The sequence below is a fragment of the Pseudomonas sp. Sample_21 genome, from assembly GCF_004307525.1.
In the GTDB taxonomy this organism is placed as follows: Bacteria; Pseudomonadota; Gammaproteobacteria; order Pseudomonadales; family Pseudomonadaceae; genus Aquipseudomonas; species Aquipseudomonas atacamensis.
Genome location: NZ_RCNZ01000059.1, coordinates 167,202 through 181,360, shown reverse-complemented (window position 1 = coordinate 181,360; position 14,159 = coordinate 167,202). Strand labels below are relative to the sequence as shown.

Annotated in this window: 15 protein-coding genes and 1 tRNA gene; 15 read left to right on the top strand and 1 reads right to left on the bottom strand. The window is 59.7% G+C overall.

From position 1 onward, the window contains the following. From D8U71_RS08970 to vapC, 9 genes are all read left to right on the top strand, one after another. Complete coding sequence (locus D8U71_RS08970) at nt 1-1,425, top strand: L-lactate permease (protein WP_130887625.1); 1,425 nt, start codon at nt 1-3, stop codon at nt 1,423-1,425. Nucleotides 1,426-1,452: 27 nt separating this feature from the next. Beyond that, nucleotides 1,453-2,931 carry a PLP-dependent aminotransferase family protein gene (locus tag D8U71_RS08965; protein WP_130887624.1) on the top strand — a complete coding sequence of 493 codons (1,479 nt, stop codon included), beginning with the start codon at nt 1,453-1,455 and terminating at the stop codon, nt 2,929-2,931. Between the two features lie 22 nt (nt 2,932-2,953). Then, a complete protein-coding gene (locus D8U71_RS08960) occupies nt 2,954-3,298 on the top strand; it encodes a hypothetical protein (protein ID WP_125925797.1) in 345 nt (114 codons plus the stop codon). A 279-nt stretch (nt 3,299-3,577) separates the two neighbouring features. Beyond that, nucleotides 3,578-4,636 carry a PDDEXK nuclease domain-containing protein gene (locus D8U71_RS08955; protein ID WP_130887623.1) on the top strand — a complete coding sequence of 353 codons (1,059 nt, stop codon included), beginning with the start codon at nt 3,578-3,580 and terminating at the stop codon, nt 4,634-4,636. Between the two features lie 67 nt (nt 4,637-4,703). Next, nucleotides 4,704-5,678 carry an alpha/beta fold hydrolase gene (locus D8U71_RS08950; protein ID WP_125925798.1) on the top strand — a complete coding sequence of 325 codons (975 nt, stop codon included), beginning with the start codon at nt 4,704-4,706 and terminating at the stop codon, nt 5,676-5,678. A gap of 29 nt (nt 5,679-5,707) precedes the next feature. After that, complete coding sequence (locus D8U71_RS08945; RefSeq protein WP_125925799.1) at nt 5,708-6,121, top strand: hypothetical protein; 414 nt, start codon at nt 5,708-5,710, stop codon at nt 6,119-6,121. Between the two features lie 6 nt (nt 6,122-6,127). Next, nucleotides 6,128-6,580, top strand: coding sequence for a hypothetical protein (locus D8U71_RS08940; protein ID WP_016772138.1), 453 nt, complete (start codon nt 6,128-6,130; stop codon nt 6,578-6,580). Between the two features lie 165 nt (nt 6,581-6,745). After that, nucleotides 6,746-6,976: a type II toxin-antitoxin system VapB family antitoxin gene (gene vapB, locus D8U71_RS08935; protein ID WP_071174095.1), complete on the top strand. Its 231-nt coding sequence runs from the start codon at nt 6,746-6,748 to the stop codon at nt 6,974-6,976. After that, entirely contained in the window at nt 6,976-7,374 is a 399-nt protein-coding gene (vapC, locus tag D8U71_RS08930) for a tRNA(fMet)-specific endonuclease VapC (RefSeq protein ID WP_016772140.1), read from the top strand. Before vapB ends, vapC begins: the two co-directional genes overlap by 1 nt. A 78-nt stretch (nt 7,375-7,452) precedes the next feature. Here the strand turns inward: vapC and gabP are convergent, their stop codons facing one another. After that, a complete protein-coding gene (gene gabP / locus D8U71_RS08925; RefSeq protein ID WP_130887622.1) occupies nt 7,453-8,844 on the bottom strand; it encodes a GABA permease in 1,392 nt (463 codons plus the stop codon). 543 nt (nt 8,845-9,387) lie between these two features. On the opposite strand from gabP, the gene D8U71_RS08920 reads away from it, so the two are divergent. From D8U71_RS08920 to D8U71_RS08895, 6 genes are all read left to right on the top strand, one after another. Continuing rightward, nucleotides 9,388-10,161, top strand: a complete 774-nt coding sequence (locus D8U71_RS08920; RefSeq protein ID WP_024011209.1) for an ABC transporter ATP-binding protein — start codon at nt 9,388-9,390, stop codon at nt 10,159-10,161. Between the two features lie 13 nt (nt 10,162-10,174). Next, complete coding sequence (locus tag D8U71_RS08915) at nt 10,175-10,927, top strand: ABC transporter substrate-binding protein (RefSeq protein WP_130887621.1); 753 nt, start codon at nt 10,175-10,177, stop codon at nt 10,925-10,927. A gap of 77 nt (nt 10,928-11,004) precedes the next feature. Next, nucleotides 11,005-11,700: an ABC transporter permease gene (locus D8U71_RS08910; protein WP_041477511.1), complete on the top strand. Its 696-nt coding sequence runs from the start codon at nt 11,005-11,007 to the stop codon at nt 11,698-11,700. Further along, nucleotides 11,697-12,386, top strand: a complete 690-nt coding sequence (locus D8U71_RS08905; RefSeq protein WP_016772145.1) for an ABC transporter permease — start codon at nt 11,697-11,699, stop codon at nt 12,384-12,386. Before D8U71_RS08910 ends, D8U71_RS08905 begins: the two co-directional genes overlap by 4 nt. Further along, nucleotides 12,367-13,602 (top strand): methyltransferase, encoded by a 1,236-nt coding sequence (locus D8U71_RS08900; RefSeq protein WP_130887620.1) that lies wholly within the window; start codon nt 12,367-12,369, stop codon nt 13,600-13,602. The genes D8U71_RS08905 and D8U71_RS08900 overlap by 20 nt, the downstream gene beginning before the upstream one ends. 427 nt (nt 13,603-14,029) lie before the next feature. Continuing rightward, nucleotides 14,030-14,105, top strand: a tRNA-Thr gene (locus tag D8U71_RS08895). The last annotated feature ends 54 nt before the right edge of the window (nt 14,106-14,159 follow it).

Here is a 14,159-nt window from a genome sequence, read left to right as displayed (position 1 = left end):
ATGAGCTCTCTCTTGCTGCAAATGTCACCGATCGCGCTGGTGATCGCGCTGATTCTGATCCTCCGGCGTCCGCCGGTACAGGCGGCGCTGGCCGGTGTCGTGCTGGTGCTGGTGCTGTGGGCGCTGGGCGCTGCCGGGCCGGTGTCGGCGGCGATCTCCTCGGCGATTTTTCAAGACACCACGATCCTGTTTCTCAGCACCGCGTGCGTAATCGTCCCGGGGCTGGCCTTCGTCATTCTGGTCGAGCGCGGCGGTGCACCGCAGGCCATCGGCGCATGGGTCAAGGAACTCGGCTGGACACCCCCGGCGCAGGTGATTTTCATCGTGCTGGGCCTGGCGCCGCTGCTGGAAGCGATGACCGGCTTCGGCGTTTCGCTGATCGCCACGGTGCCGCTGCTGATGGGGCTTTTCACTCGCCAATCGGGGATGAAAATTGCCCTCGCCGGCATGGTCATCATGCCGTGGGGCACACTGGGTCTGGCAACGGTGATCGGTGCCCTGCTGGCGCATTTGCCGGCGCAAACCCTCGGCAGCCATTCGGCGCTGATCAGCGCGCCAGTGTTCCTCTGCCTGGCGTCGCTGGCCTTGTGGCAGGCCGGCATCCGCAAGATGACAGCGTGGCTGGGGCTGTTTGTCGTGACTGCCCTGTTCGTTGCCGTACTGTTTGGCGTCAACCTGTGGCTCGGCCCGGAAGTTTCCGGTGTGCTGGCCGGGCTGGCCGTGGCTTGCGTTGGCCTGGGCATCTCCTGGGCGCAACGGAAAAAACTGGTGCGCTGGCCGAGCGCGGCATGGCCTTATCTGGCCTTGCTGGGAGTGATTGTGGCGTCGCGCGGACTGTTCGTGCTGTCGGGCTGGGATGGCCTGTGGGTTGTCAGGGGCGAACACGTTTCATGGAAGCCGCTGGCGTCTCCAGGGCTGGCGCTGCTGATCGTGACCGTGCTGATGGCGTTCAGGCAAACCGCGGGCGGCGGCTTCCCGTGGCAAGCGCTGTTCAACCGGGCGAAGTTTCCGGTCACGACAATCTTCCTGTTCCTGCTGCTCTCCCAGGTGATGGTCAACGCCGGATTCCTCGTCGAGGCGCAAAGCGCATTGCAATCCATGTCGGGTCTTTCGCTGGCGCCGACGATCGCCCTGCTGGCGGGGATTGCCGGTTATGTCACCGGTTCCAACGTCGGCGGCAACACGCTGGTGATGCCGTCCATTGCCGCGCTGAGCAGCGAACACGGGGCGTGGCTGGCGGCAATGGTCAACAGCGCCGCCGGCCATGGCGCACTTGGCTCGCTGTCGATCCTGTCATTGATCACCGGACTTGCCGGTGCCAACCGCCAGGAAGAAAACAGCCTGATCCGCTTCGCCTTCGGTCTGGTGGCGCTGAACATCGTCATAGTTGCTGCAACGGGGATCGTTTTGCTCTACTTTCTGTGAATTGTTTCGAATCATCACAGAGAACTTATGGACAGGTTTGATTTGCCGGACAAGCGCTGGCGGATAGTCAAGGACTGGATTATTCGCCAGATCGACAGCGGTGACCTGGCGGCCGAAGCGAAACTGCCGTCAATCCGCGTTCTGGCGCGGATGTTCGAGACCAGCATCACCACGGTGCAGCGGGCGCTGGCCGATCTCGAGGCCGACGCCTACGTGACGACGGTGCCGCGCGTCGGCTACTTCGTCTCGGCGTCAGGGCGGGCAAAACCGTCCGGCGCTTTCGATTTCTCCAGTGTCACCGTCAACGTCAATCATGCGGTGGTCGCGATGCTCTCCGAAGCAGCGTCGCGCACCACTGCATCGCTGAATTCGGCGGTTCTGCACAGCGATCTCACGCCCAACGTGTTGCTCAACAAATGCCTCTCGGTGCTGGCCGCCAGGACCGACAACGCGCTGAGCGGTCTGGTCGCGCCACCCGGCCTGCCAGCGCTGCGACGGCGCATCGCCGGGCTGATGCTGACCCGCGGCGTAGTCTGCGGGCCGGACGACATTCTGGTTACCTCGGGCGACACCATCGCTCTGGAACTGGCCCTCGAAGCCGTCGCGTCGAAAGGCGCTACAGTCGCCATCGAAACCCCGACTTATTACGGCATCCTGCAGACCATCGAACGCTTGGGCATGCGCGCCTTGCCGATCCGCACCCACGGCCGCACGGGCCTGGATGTCGATCATCTGGAGGAAGCGCTGAAACAGAAAAAAGTCGCAGTGATCTTTCTCAACCCGACGCTGCAGAATCCGCGTGGCTTCATCATGCCCGACGAAGCGCGTGCGCGACTTTCAAGGATCGCCCGGGAAGCGGATGTGCCGATCATCGAAGACGACATCTTCTTCGACCTGGTGCCCGAAGCTGATCGGCCGCGCGCCCTCAAGAGCTACGACAGCAGCGGCCAGACGATCTACTGTTCGTCCTTTTCGAAAACCATTGCGCCGGGTTATCGCGTCGGCTGGTGTCTGGCCGGCAAATACCGCAATGCCATCCTCGCGCAGATGTTTTCGCGCAACCTGGCCGTTTCCAGCCTGGCGCAAAATGTTCTCAATGAATTCATCGGCCGTGGCTACATGGACGAGCACTGCGCCAGATTGAGGTCGCAACTCTCTTCGCTGGCGAGTTTTGTCGAAGCGCTGGTGCGCACGGATTTCCCGACCGGCACTCTCTACGTCCCACCGCGCGGCGGCTTCATCCACTGGATCGAAATGCCGGCACACACCGACATGCCGACCCTGCAGCAATTGGCCACGGAGCGTGGTTGCCACGTGGCTGGCAGCGGCATCTTTTTCGCCGACGGCCAGGCTTCCACCGGCGTGCGCATCTGCCTCGGCACTGCGCTGACGCCGGCGGTGATCGGCATTCTCAAGGTGATCGCTGAATGCGCCCATCTTGCCGCACGCCCGACGAGCCTGCGGCAGATGCCGACTGAACAATTGCAAGAGCCGGCAGTTTCCTGACCGGCTCACGCGAGCCTCGCTTATGAATCAGAAAAGAACCCGTATTCGCTTGCCGCATCCTCCGCCGTATCGCCCGAGCCGCTGGACATTCTGGCTGACGGTGCTCGTGGGAGTGCTGATCGCCTTTGCCGTGTGTCTGTCGATCTACATGCTTATCGAGAGCTGGGTCAGCGGTTCCATCACCACCAACAATCGCGGACCGCGCAGCACCTACACCTTGGCACTGCAACCTCGGCGATACTGGTTCGAGTTCATGTGGCAGAGCTTCTGGACCGCGTTCATGTTGGCCATCGGTGTGTTCGGGCTGTGGATTTATCGCAAAGGGCGGATGCGTGAGCAGAGGCCGAAGGGCAAGCGCTCGCGATGATGCAACTGGGGCGCTTTTTTGAAGCAGCCTCTTACCTGCTGTTCCTTTCATTCCAGCGCAACACCAGATCGCTCACCGCAGCGCCGCCAACTCTGCGGCGATTGACTGGGCAAAAGTACGAAATGGACTACGGACATTTACCCTGTTACGCGCCTTCCGGTGGCAAAGTCCTGCAACGCCTGTCCAGCCCTTCCTTCCGAACTCGCAGGTTCGCCCGACATACCTGCGCCGCCTTCCCCGGCATGCTTGCGTCTCTGTTTCCAGAATGCGGAAGACCCGATGAGCCAGCTCAAACCTGCTGATACGCAAGACCATAAAATCGATTCACTGCTGGACGAACTGGGCGAGCTGATTCGCCAGGCGCGGCAAAAAGTGCTGCGCGCGGTCGATACGATCCAGGTGCAGACCTGTTGGCAAATCGGCCGGCATATCGTCGAGTTTGAACAACAGGGAGCGCAACGTGCGGGATATGGGAAAAAATTGATTGGCCTACTGGCTAAGGATCTGACCGGGCAATTCGGGAAAGGGTTTGATGAAACCAATTTGTGGAAGATGCGCCTGTTTTATCAAAAATTTCCAATTCGAGACGCACTGCGTCCCGAATTGAGCTGGACCCACTACCGCCGCCTGCTACGCGTCGAAAGCGAGAAAGCGCGCCTGTGGTACATGAACGAATGCGCCGACCTCAACTGGTCAAGCCGCGCCCTTGATCGTCAGATCCTGACGCTCTACTACGAGCGCCTGCTGATGAGTCAGGACAAAGCCGAGGTGGTCGAGGAAGCCACGACCAACATCGACGCGATGAAATGCAATCCGCGGGAATTCATTCGCGATCCGGTCATGCTCGAATTCCTCGGCCTGCCCTCGGCAGGCAAAGTCAGGGAAAGCGGACTCGAACAAGCACTCATCGACCACTTGCAAAGCTTTCTGCTTGAACTTGGCAAAGGCTTTTCCTTTGTCGCCCGCCAACAACGCATCAGCACTGACGGCGTCGACCTCTATATCGATCTGGTGTTCTACAACTACCTGCTCAAGTGCTTCGTGATCATCGACCTGAAACGCGGCAAGCTCAGCGCCCGCGATGTCGGGCAGATGGACATGTATGTGCGCATGTACGACGAGCTCAAGCGCAGCGAAGGTGACAAGCCAACCGTCGGTATCATTCTGAGCGCGGAAAGCAATGACTCGGTGGCGCGCTATTCCATGCTCAAAGGCAATGAGCAACTGTTCGCCAGCAGCTACAAGACGATACTGCCGAGCGAAGAAGAGTTACGTGCTGAACTCAACCGCGAACAGGCATTGATCGAAGAACGCATGCTCATTCAATCCAGTGAATGAACCGGCCGGATTGTTCTTGATCAGCGCGGCGACTATGGTTGGCACCTAACCGCCGAGGTCAAGCGCCATGGGCAGCAAGCCCCCATTCGAGTTGGAAGACGCAGAGTTGAGCCAACCAGTTTTGACTGCATCTGAAGGCACGTCCTTCAAGGAAACTGCCGACGACGGCTACGCACTCGGCGGCTTCACCTGGCGCCACAGTTCGCCCGATCCTCAGCGCCCGGTGGTCATCATCAACGCCGCCACCTCGGTGCGCTGTCGGCACTATTCACGGTTCGCGGCCTACCTGTTCAGCCATGGCTGCGATGTGATGACCTACGATTACCGGGGCATTGGCGAATCACGCAGCGAGTCGATCAAAGGGCTGCGCGCTTCGTGGACTGACTGGGGCGCGCTGGATTTCGAAGCGATGCTCAAACGCGCGCAGCAGGAGTTTCCCGGTCAGCCAATCGATGTGGTTGGCCACAGCTTCGGTGGTTGCGCGGCGGGCTTGGCGGAGTCGGGCAAAGTGATCCGACGGTTGGTAACCGTCGGTGCGCAGTTCGCTTATTGGCGCGATTACGCCCCTGAACAGCGCTGGCGGATGTTCGGCAAGTGGCATGTAGTCATGCCTTTGATGGCGCTGCTCTGCGGCTATTTCCCCGGCAAACGGCTAGGTTGGCTGGAGGACACGCCAACCGCCGTAGTCCGCGACTGGAGCACGCCCACCGCACGTTACGAGCAACGCCCAAGCGGTCGCGCACTGATGAAAAAGGCGGGCGCCCTGCCCTTCGATGGCGTCCGCGCGCAGACCCTCGCCATCAGCCTCAGCGATGATCCTTACGGAACGATCCCGGCGATCGAACGCCTGCTCGGCTACTTCAGCAACGCGGCAAAAACCCATCTGCGCATTGCGCCGCAGGACATCGGCGAACGACAAGTCGGACATTTCGGCTTTTTTCGCAGCGCATACCAAGCCACACTATGGCCCATTGCTCTGACCTGGCTGCAGACCGGCGCACTGGCCGCCGATACACCCGGCCGACAAGTGCCACGCAGCTGAGCCCCTCTCAACGCACGACGGAACACATCATGGCCTCCGCCAACAAGCAGCAAAAACGCGCCACCCGGGCCAAAGCCAAGGCCAAGCAGAACCGCACCAAGCGTGCCGAAGCGCCGGTCGAGCTGGACCCGAACGACGACCGCATCGATTTCGAATCGGTGGACCTGACCGAGCTGTTCAAGAAAATGATCGACGCCCAGAAGATCAGCCAACAGGCCATGTGCACCGCGTTCCTTGAAGATCCGCTGCTGGAACTGGTCTATGAGCAGGAAGGTGAAGAAGGCGCGATGGATTTCATCCTCGCCGCGCTGATCGAGTATCGCCAGTGGTCGCAGGAAACCGACGAGGCCGGCGCGCTGGCGTGGATCGAATCCCCGGCATTCCAGGCTGACTATGTAGCGGCATCCGACGCGATCGCTGCACAAACCCAACAGAAGAACTGAGCTCCCATGGCATCCCTGAACAAGCAACAGAAACGCGCCAAACGCGCCAAGGCCAAAGCCAAGCAGATCCGCATGGTCGGGCGCAAACCGCTGGATCAGGACGAAGATCTCGGCCACCTCGCCGAGCCGATCCCGGAATACACCCTGGCGATGTTCAGCAAAATGCGCGACGCCGAAGCCGTCAGCCGCAACGAAATGCTGCTGACCCTGCTGCGCGAACTGGCCTTCATCATCGTCGACCATCCTGAACTGCTCGACATGGAAAACGCCGACAACGAAGGCATGGCCGCCACCCACCTGGCCGCCGACATGCTGATCGACTACCGCATGTGGGCCGACGGCATGACCATCGAACAGGCCCAGGCCTGGCTGAGCGAGCCGCAGTTCATTACGGATTTCGGCGTGGCGCTGGATGCTTATGGCAAGTCGGTAGAGCCCCAGGAAGACAAGAGCGAATAAGCCCTTCTCAGAAACAAAAAACGGCCGCTAGTCATCCCTGACAGCGGCCGTTTTTGTTTGGATGACCTAGCTACTCTTTGTCCGGTGACGATGTATATCCCATTGACATATCCCCAGCACGATCTATCCTGAGCTAATCACAGGAACAGACCCGGGAGCTCGAATATGGAGCAGACCACAATTTTCATGAGCAACAGAAGTCAGGCAGTCCGACTGCCAAAGGCAGTTGCGATGCCCAGCGACGTTAAACGAGTGGAAGTCATCGCGATTGGCAGAACACGCGTCATTACGCCTGCTGGAGAAAGCTGGGATAGCTGGTTTGATGGCGACAGCGTCAGCCCTGATTTCATGGCTAACCGTGAGCAACCCACTGAACAGGAGCGCGAGTCGTTCTGATGATCAAGTACATGCTGGATACAAATATCTGCATCTTCACCATCAAGAACAAACCACAAATTGTCCGGGAAGCCTTCAATCGACATTCCGGGCAGTTGTGCATCAGCGCTATCACGCTTATGGAGCTTATTTACGGTGCTGAAAAGTCGGCGGCCCCGGAGAAAAATCTGGCAATTGTTGAAGGATTTGTCGCGCGACTGGATGTCTTGCCTTTCGATAACGACGCAGCCGCACAGGCCGGGATGGTTCGATCTGAACTCGCGAAGGCTGGAACGCCGATCGGGCCATACGACCAAATGATCGCTGGCCACGCACGCTCACTTGGACTCATTGTAGTGACGAACAACGTACGGGAGTTTCAACGCGTTTCCGGTTTGCGAATCGAGGACTGGGTTTAACCTGACTGGAAAGCTCAGAAACAAAAACGGCCGCTAGTCATCCCTGACAGCGGCCGTTTTTACATCACGCGTTACGACTCAGTTCAACACCACCGCACCACGCTTCTCCAGCTTGCGACGGCGCGACACCAGCAGACCAGCCGCTACCACCATAAGGCTCAGCAGACCGGTGGCGAGGATTTCCACGCGGTGGGCTTCCTGGAACAGCATGATGGTCAGCGCGGCGACAATGAAGATGATCACCGCCCAGGTCAGACCCGGGAACAGCCACATGCTGAAGACGATTTTTTCGCCGCGCGCCATGCGCTGTTTCCGCATGCGCAGTTGCGAGAAGGCGATCACCAGGTACACCAGCAGGGCGATGGCGCCGGAGCTGGCCAGGAGGAACTCAAACACCGCTGCCGGAGCCACATAGTTGGCAAAGGTGCAGAGGAACGCAGCGCCGGTGGACAGCATCACCGCCCAGTAAGGCGTGCCGCTCTTGTTGGTGCGGGTCGACATGGCCGGGGCATCGCCGCGCTTGCCGAGGGAGAACAGCATGCGCGACGAGGTGTACAGCGCCGAGTTCAGGCAACTGGTCACCGCCACCAGTACGACGATGTCGACGATCATCTTCGCGTTGGGAATGCCCATGCGCTCAAGTACGGTCTGATAGGAGCCGAGGTTGGCCAGGGTAGGATCGTTCCACGGCACCAGCGCCACCACGATGAAAATCGAAACCAGATAGAACAGGCCGATCCGCCAGATCACCGAGTTGGTCGCCTTGGAGATCTGCTTGCCTGGGTCCTTCGATTCCGCCGCCGCGATGGTGACGATCTCGGTGCCCATGAACGAGAACATGGTGGTCAGGATCGCGCCCAGCACAGCGCCCATGCCGTTGGGCAAGAAGCCGCCACTGTCGAACAGATGCGAAACGCCATTGACCTGGCTGGTCGGCAGGAAGCCGAAAATCGCTGCAAGGCCGAGGCCGATGAAGCCGATGATCGCCAGCACCTTGATCAGGGCGAACCAGAACTCGAACTCGCCGTAATTCTTCACGCTGAACAGGTTGGTCACGGTCAGCAGCATGGTGATGACCAGCGCGAAAGCCCAGATGTCCACGCCCGGGAACCACGCATGCAGGATGGTCGCGGCGGCGTTGGCTTCCAGGGGAATCACCAGGACCCAGAACCACCAGTACAACCAGCCGATGGTGAAACCGGCCCAGTGACCGATCGCGCGGTCAGCGTAAGTCGAGAACGAACCGGTGTCCGGCGAAGCCACGGCCATTTCGCCGAGCATGCGCATCACCAACACCACCAACGTACCGGCGGCGGCGTAAGCCAGCAGCACGGCCGGGCCGGCGGCAGCAATGGCGTGGCCGGAGCCGACGAACAGGCCGGCGCCGATCACGCCGGCGATCGACAACATGGTCACATGACGCGGTTTGAGCCCCTGTTCGAGGCCAGTGGAGCTTGGGGTACTGCTCATAGAGACTACCTTTGCAAGGAAAGCGAGTGCATCCGGCGCGCCTGAAAATTCTTTCTCGTAAAAAGAATCCAACGGCCTGTTCCTTATTCTGCACGCAATATTTGCGCCAAAATGTTTCAAGTCCTTGAGGGCCGGGGGCTCCGGCATCCGATGCAAGTCCTTGAGTTTAATGGCTATTCGCCAGAACGTTACCTGGCGACTCACTTTCAAGACGAATCCGCGCACCAGAAACACACAGAAAAAGTGTGCGGCGCACAGAAAAAGGGCGAATAAGGAACGTTCGGCCGGATAGCGCTTCCAACACCCCGCCAAAGCTGGCAACATCGCGCCTTTTTTTACGCGGCACCCACGGGTTTGCACGATCAGACACCCGTTCGGTTGTTGATGGGGCGACAGTCTGCTGCGCCGATGCGACAACCCGCCACATGCCACCCGTTTACCGCTCGTAGCGCTGTTGGCTGCCATTGAAACGCTATGCTAGCTTGGCCGCCTCGCCAGGAAGGCCCGCCAACAGCAGGAGCGCAACATATATGAGGAACGCACATGGCTGAGGCCACGCCCGCGCTGGAAATCCGCAACTTGCACAAACGCTACGGACAGCTGGAGGTGCTCAAAGGCATCTCGCTGACCGCCCGCGACGGCGACGTGATCTCGATCCTCGGCTCTTCCGGTTCCGGCAAGTCCACGTTCCTGCGTTGCATCAACCTGCTGGAAAACCCGCACCAGGGCCAGATCCTGGTGGCCGGTGAAGAACTCAAGCTCAAGGCCGCGAAGAACGGCGAACTGGTCGCCGCCGACGGCAAGCAGATCAATCGCCTGCGCTCGGAGATTGGTTTTGTATTTCAAAACTTTAATCTGTGGCCGCACATGAGCGTGCTCGACAACGTTATCGAGGCCCCGCGCCGCGTGCTCGGCCAGAGCAAGGCCGAGGCCATCGAAGTCGCCGAAGCGTTGCTCGCCAAGGTCGGCATCGCTGACAAGCGCCACGCCTACCCGGCGCAATTGTCCGGTGGTCAGCAACAACGCGCCGCCATCGCCCGCACGCTGGCAATGCAGCCGAAAGTGATCCTGTTCGACGAACCGACCTCCGCGCTTGACCCGGAAATGGTTCAGGAAGTACTTAGTGTCATCCGCGCATTGGCCGAAGAAGGCCGCACCATGCTGCTCGTGACCCACGAAATGGGCTTCGCCCGCCAGGTCTCCAGCGAAGTGGTGTTCCTTCATCAGGGCCTTATAGAAGAGCAAGGATCGCCACAGCAGGTGTTCGACAACCCGCTTTCGGCGCGCTGCAAACAATTCATGTCCAGCAACCGCTAACGGAGCAACATGCATGCAGAATTTCAAAAAGGTCTTCCTGGCCGCCGCCGTCACCCTCGCATTCAGCGCCGGTGCCATGGCTGAAACCCTGAAGATGGGCATCGAAGCGGCCTACCCGCCGTTCAACAATAAAGACGCCAGCGGCCAGGTGGTCGGCTTCGACAAGGAAATCGGCGACGCCCTGTGCGCGAAGATGAAAGCCGAATGCTCCGTCGTCACCTCTGACTGGGACGGCATCATTCCGGCGCTGAACGCGAAGAAGTTCGACTTCCTGATTTCCTCGCTGTCGATCACCGAAGAGCGCAAAGCCGCGGTGGACTTTACCGACCCGTACTACTCGAACAAATTGCAGTTCATCGCGCCGAAAGACGTCGACTTCAAAACCGACAAGGACTCACTCAAGGGCAAGACCATCGGTACCCAGCGCGCAACGCTGGCCGGCACCTGGCTGGAAGACACCTACGGCGACGACATCAAGGTCAGCCTCTACGACACCCAGGAAAACGCCTACCTCGACCTGACCTCCGGCCGTGTCGACGCGATCCTCGCCGACAAGTACGCCAACTATGACTGGCTGAAAACCGACGCCGGCAAGAACTACGAGTTCAAGGGCGACCCGGTAGTGGAAAGCGACAAGATCGGCATCGCCGTGCGCAAGGGTGACAACGAACTGCGCAACAAGCTGAACGCCGCGCTGAAGGAAATCGTCGCTGACGGTACCTACAAGAAAATCAACGACAAGTACTTCCCGTTCAGCATCTATTGATCTGACCTGTGGGACCGGCGCCGTGATCAAGCGGCACCGGCTCCCGACTTTGCCTGCCGCAATTTGAACAGAAACCCATGATTATCGACCTCTACGGATTCGGCCCGGCGCTCGCCGCTGGCGCGCTGATGACCGTCCAACTGGCCCTCACCGCCCTGTGCCTGGGCCTGGTGCTCGGCCTGCTCGGCGCCTTGGCCAAGACTTCCCCGTACAAGCCGCTGCAATGGCTTGGCGGCACTTATTCGACGCTGGTACGCGGCGTCCCCGAATTGCTCTGGGTGCTGTTGATCTACTTCGGTACGGTCAACCTTATGCGCGCCCTCGGTGAGTACTTCGGCAACCCCGACCTGCAACTCAACGCCTTTGCCGCCGGTGTGATCGCACTGGGTCTGTGCTTCGGCGCCTACGCCACGGAAGTGTTTCGTGGCGCCCTGCTGGCCATTCCCAAGGGCCACCGTGAAGCCGGCCAGGCCCTGGGCCTGTCGAAGTGGCGGATTTTCACCCGGTTGATCATGCCGCAGATGTGGCGCATCGCCCTGCCAGGCCTGGGCAACCTGTTCATGATCCTGATGAAAGACACCGCGCTGGTTTCAGTGATCGGTCTCGAGGAAATCATGCGTCACGCGCAGATTGGTGTGACCGTGTCGAAACAACCGTTCACCTTCTATATGGTCGCGGCAATCATGTACCTCGGCCTGACGGTGCTGGCGATGACCGGCATGCACTTCCTGGAAAAACGCGCCGCTCGCGGCTTTGCGAGGAGCGCGCAATGAACTGGGAGGTCATCATCAAGTGGCTGCCGAAACTGGCACAGGGCGCGACCCTGACGCTGGAACTGGTCGCCATCGCGGTCATCGCCGGCCTGCTGCTCGCCATTCCGCTGGGCATCGCGCGCTCTTCGAAGCGTTGGTACGTGCGTTCGCTGCCCTACGCCTACATCTTCTTTTTCCGCGGCACGCCGTTGCTGGTGCAGCTGTTCCTGGTCTATTACGGTCTGGCGCAGTTCGACGCCGTGCGTGAAAGCGCTTTGTGGCCGTACCTGCGCGATCCGTTCTGGTGTGCAACGGTGACCATGACGCTGCATACGGCGGCGTACATCGCCGAAATCCTGCGTGGAGCCATTCAGGCAATTCCACCCGGTGAAATCGAAGCCGCGCGGGCCTTGGGCATGTCCCGGCCCAAAGCGATGTTCTACATCATCCTGCCCCGTGCCGCGCGCATCGGCCTGCCGGCCTACAGTAACGAAGTGATCCTGATGCTTAAGGCCAGCGCTCTGGCCAGCACCGTGACCCTGCTGGAACTGACCGGAATGGCCCGCACAATCATCGCCCGCACTTATCTGCCGGTTGAGATCTTCTTCGCCGCCGGTGTGTTCTATCTGGTCATGGCTTACGTGCTGGTACGCGGCTTCAAGCTGCTGGAACGCTGGCTGCGCGTCGATGCCTGCCAAGGCCGCTGATACTTCCAACGTGCTGACGGGCGAGGCCCTACTCGCCCGCTTCACCGCGCTGGATGCTTTTTTGATTAAGCATCAGGCGCTATGGAAACCTCGGCCGTTCACTCACCTACAACTTCCATGGGAAGCATCCTACCCGAAGTTGTCTGCGTGGCTACGCGGGCGGTCGCTGGAAGATGCAGAGCGCGCGCATAACCATCCTGCTGATCTTGTCGATGCGCCAGAGCCGTTCGCTTCATTGGCGAAGTTGTCGGCAGAATTGAGTGCGGTCGGTGAGTTGCCGGGGCGTGCGCTTGAAGCTGCCGGGCATCGCTTGAATGTCGATGTGCCTGGGCGCAAGTGGCAGCAGATCGAGGCGTTTGCCGGTCGCTTGTCCTTTGCCTCGCAGCCGACGCATTGGCTGGACTGGTGCTCCGGCAAAGGGCATCTGGGACGGCGCCTGTTGGGTGCCGGCCAACAATTGACTTGCGTTGAATACGATCCGGTGCTGGTCGCCAGCGGTCAGGCTTTGAGTCAGCGTCATCACTTGCACGCCCTGCATGTCGAACAGGATGTACTCGCGGCAGACGCCCCGGCCGTATTGAACGCCGCCCACACCCCCATCGCCCTCCACGCGTGCGGTGATCTTCATGTGCGCTTGATGCAACTGGCCAGTGCCGCAGGTTGCCGGCAAATGGCGATCGCGCCCTGCTGCTACAACCGCACCAGTCGTCACGAATATCAGGCCTTGTCCTGCGCAGGATCGGCATCGCTCCTACAGCTGGCGCTGGAAGATCTGGCGTTGCCGATGAGCGAAACCGTCACCGCCGGTGCGCGCGTCCGACGTCAGCGCGACACCTCGATGGCTCGTCGCCTGGCTTTCGACCTGCTGCAACGGCAAGTGCGCGGCGTCGATGAATACCTGCCAACGCCCTCCCTGCCCAGCGCCTGGCTGGATAAACCGTTTGCGGACTATTGTCTCGATCTGGCAGCGCTGAAGGAGTTATCCACAGTCGGCTCGCCAGACTGGTCGACACTCGAAGCCGCCGGTTGGCAGCGGTTGGCCGAAGTGCGCAACCTGGAATTGCTCCGCGGTTTGTTCCGACGACCGCTGGAGCTTTGGCTGAATCTGGATCGGGCACTTTTCCTCGCAGAACAGGGATACGTCGTACGCCTCGGCACCTTTTGCGACGCCTCACTCACACCGCGAAACTTACTGCTGCTCGCCGAACGCGCTTAAAACGTTACAGCCTGTGGATAACTCTGTTGATGGATTTTCCGTGGATCCAATATCTGCGCATGTTTCGTCGCCTTAACAACACTGGTCATTTTTTGTTCACATAAATAAAAACCTGTAAAACAGGGATTTGCGAACAAGATGAGAATGGCTTCACAAAACCTCGCCCAAGCAGTCCTAGCGCCCCTCAGTTGTGCATAAGCTGCCAACCAAAAGGACATAACCGACGAATATTGGGCTGGCCGAGTGAATAACTGCAGGGTCCCGAAAGCCCAGACTCAACCGTAGGCCCTGCATAAATGCCTTACTGCGCTTGAGGTACAAAAGCTACGCATTAATTTGCGCAGGGCCTGATTTTTCCGGAATGCAAAAATAGTCTGAATTCAGGGGTTTACAGGATCAACCCAATCGCTATAATCGTCGCCCACACGCCGGTATAGCTCAGTTGGTAGAGCAACTGACTTGTAATCAGTAGGTCCCGGGTTCGACTCCTGGTGCCGGCACCATACAAAACAAAGCCCCTGCAGAAATGCAGGGGCTTTGTTGTTTCTGAGTCAGCC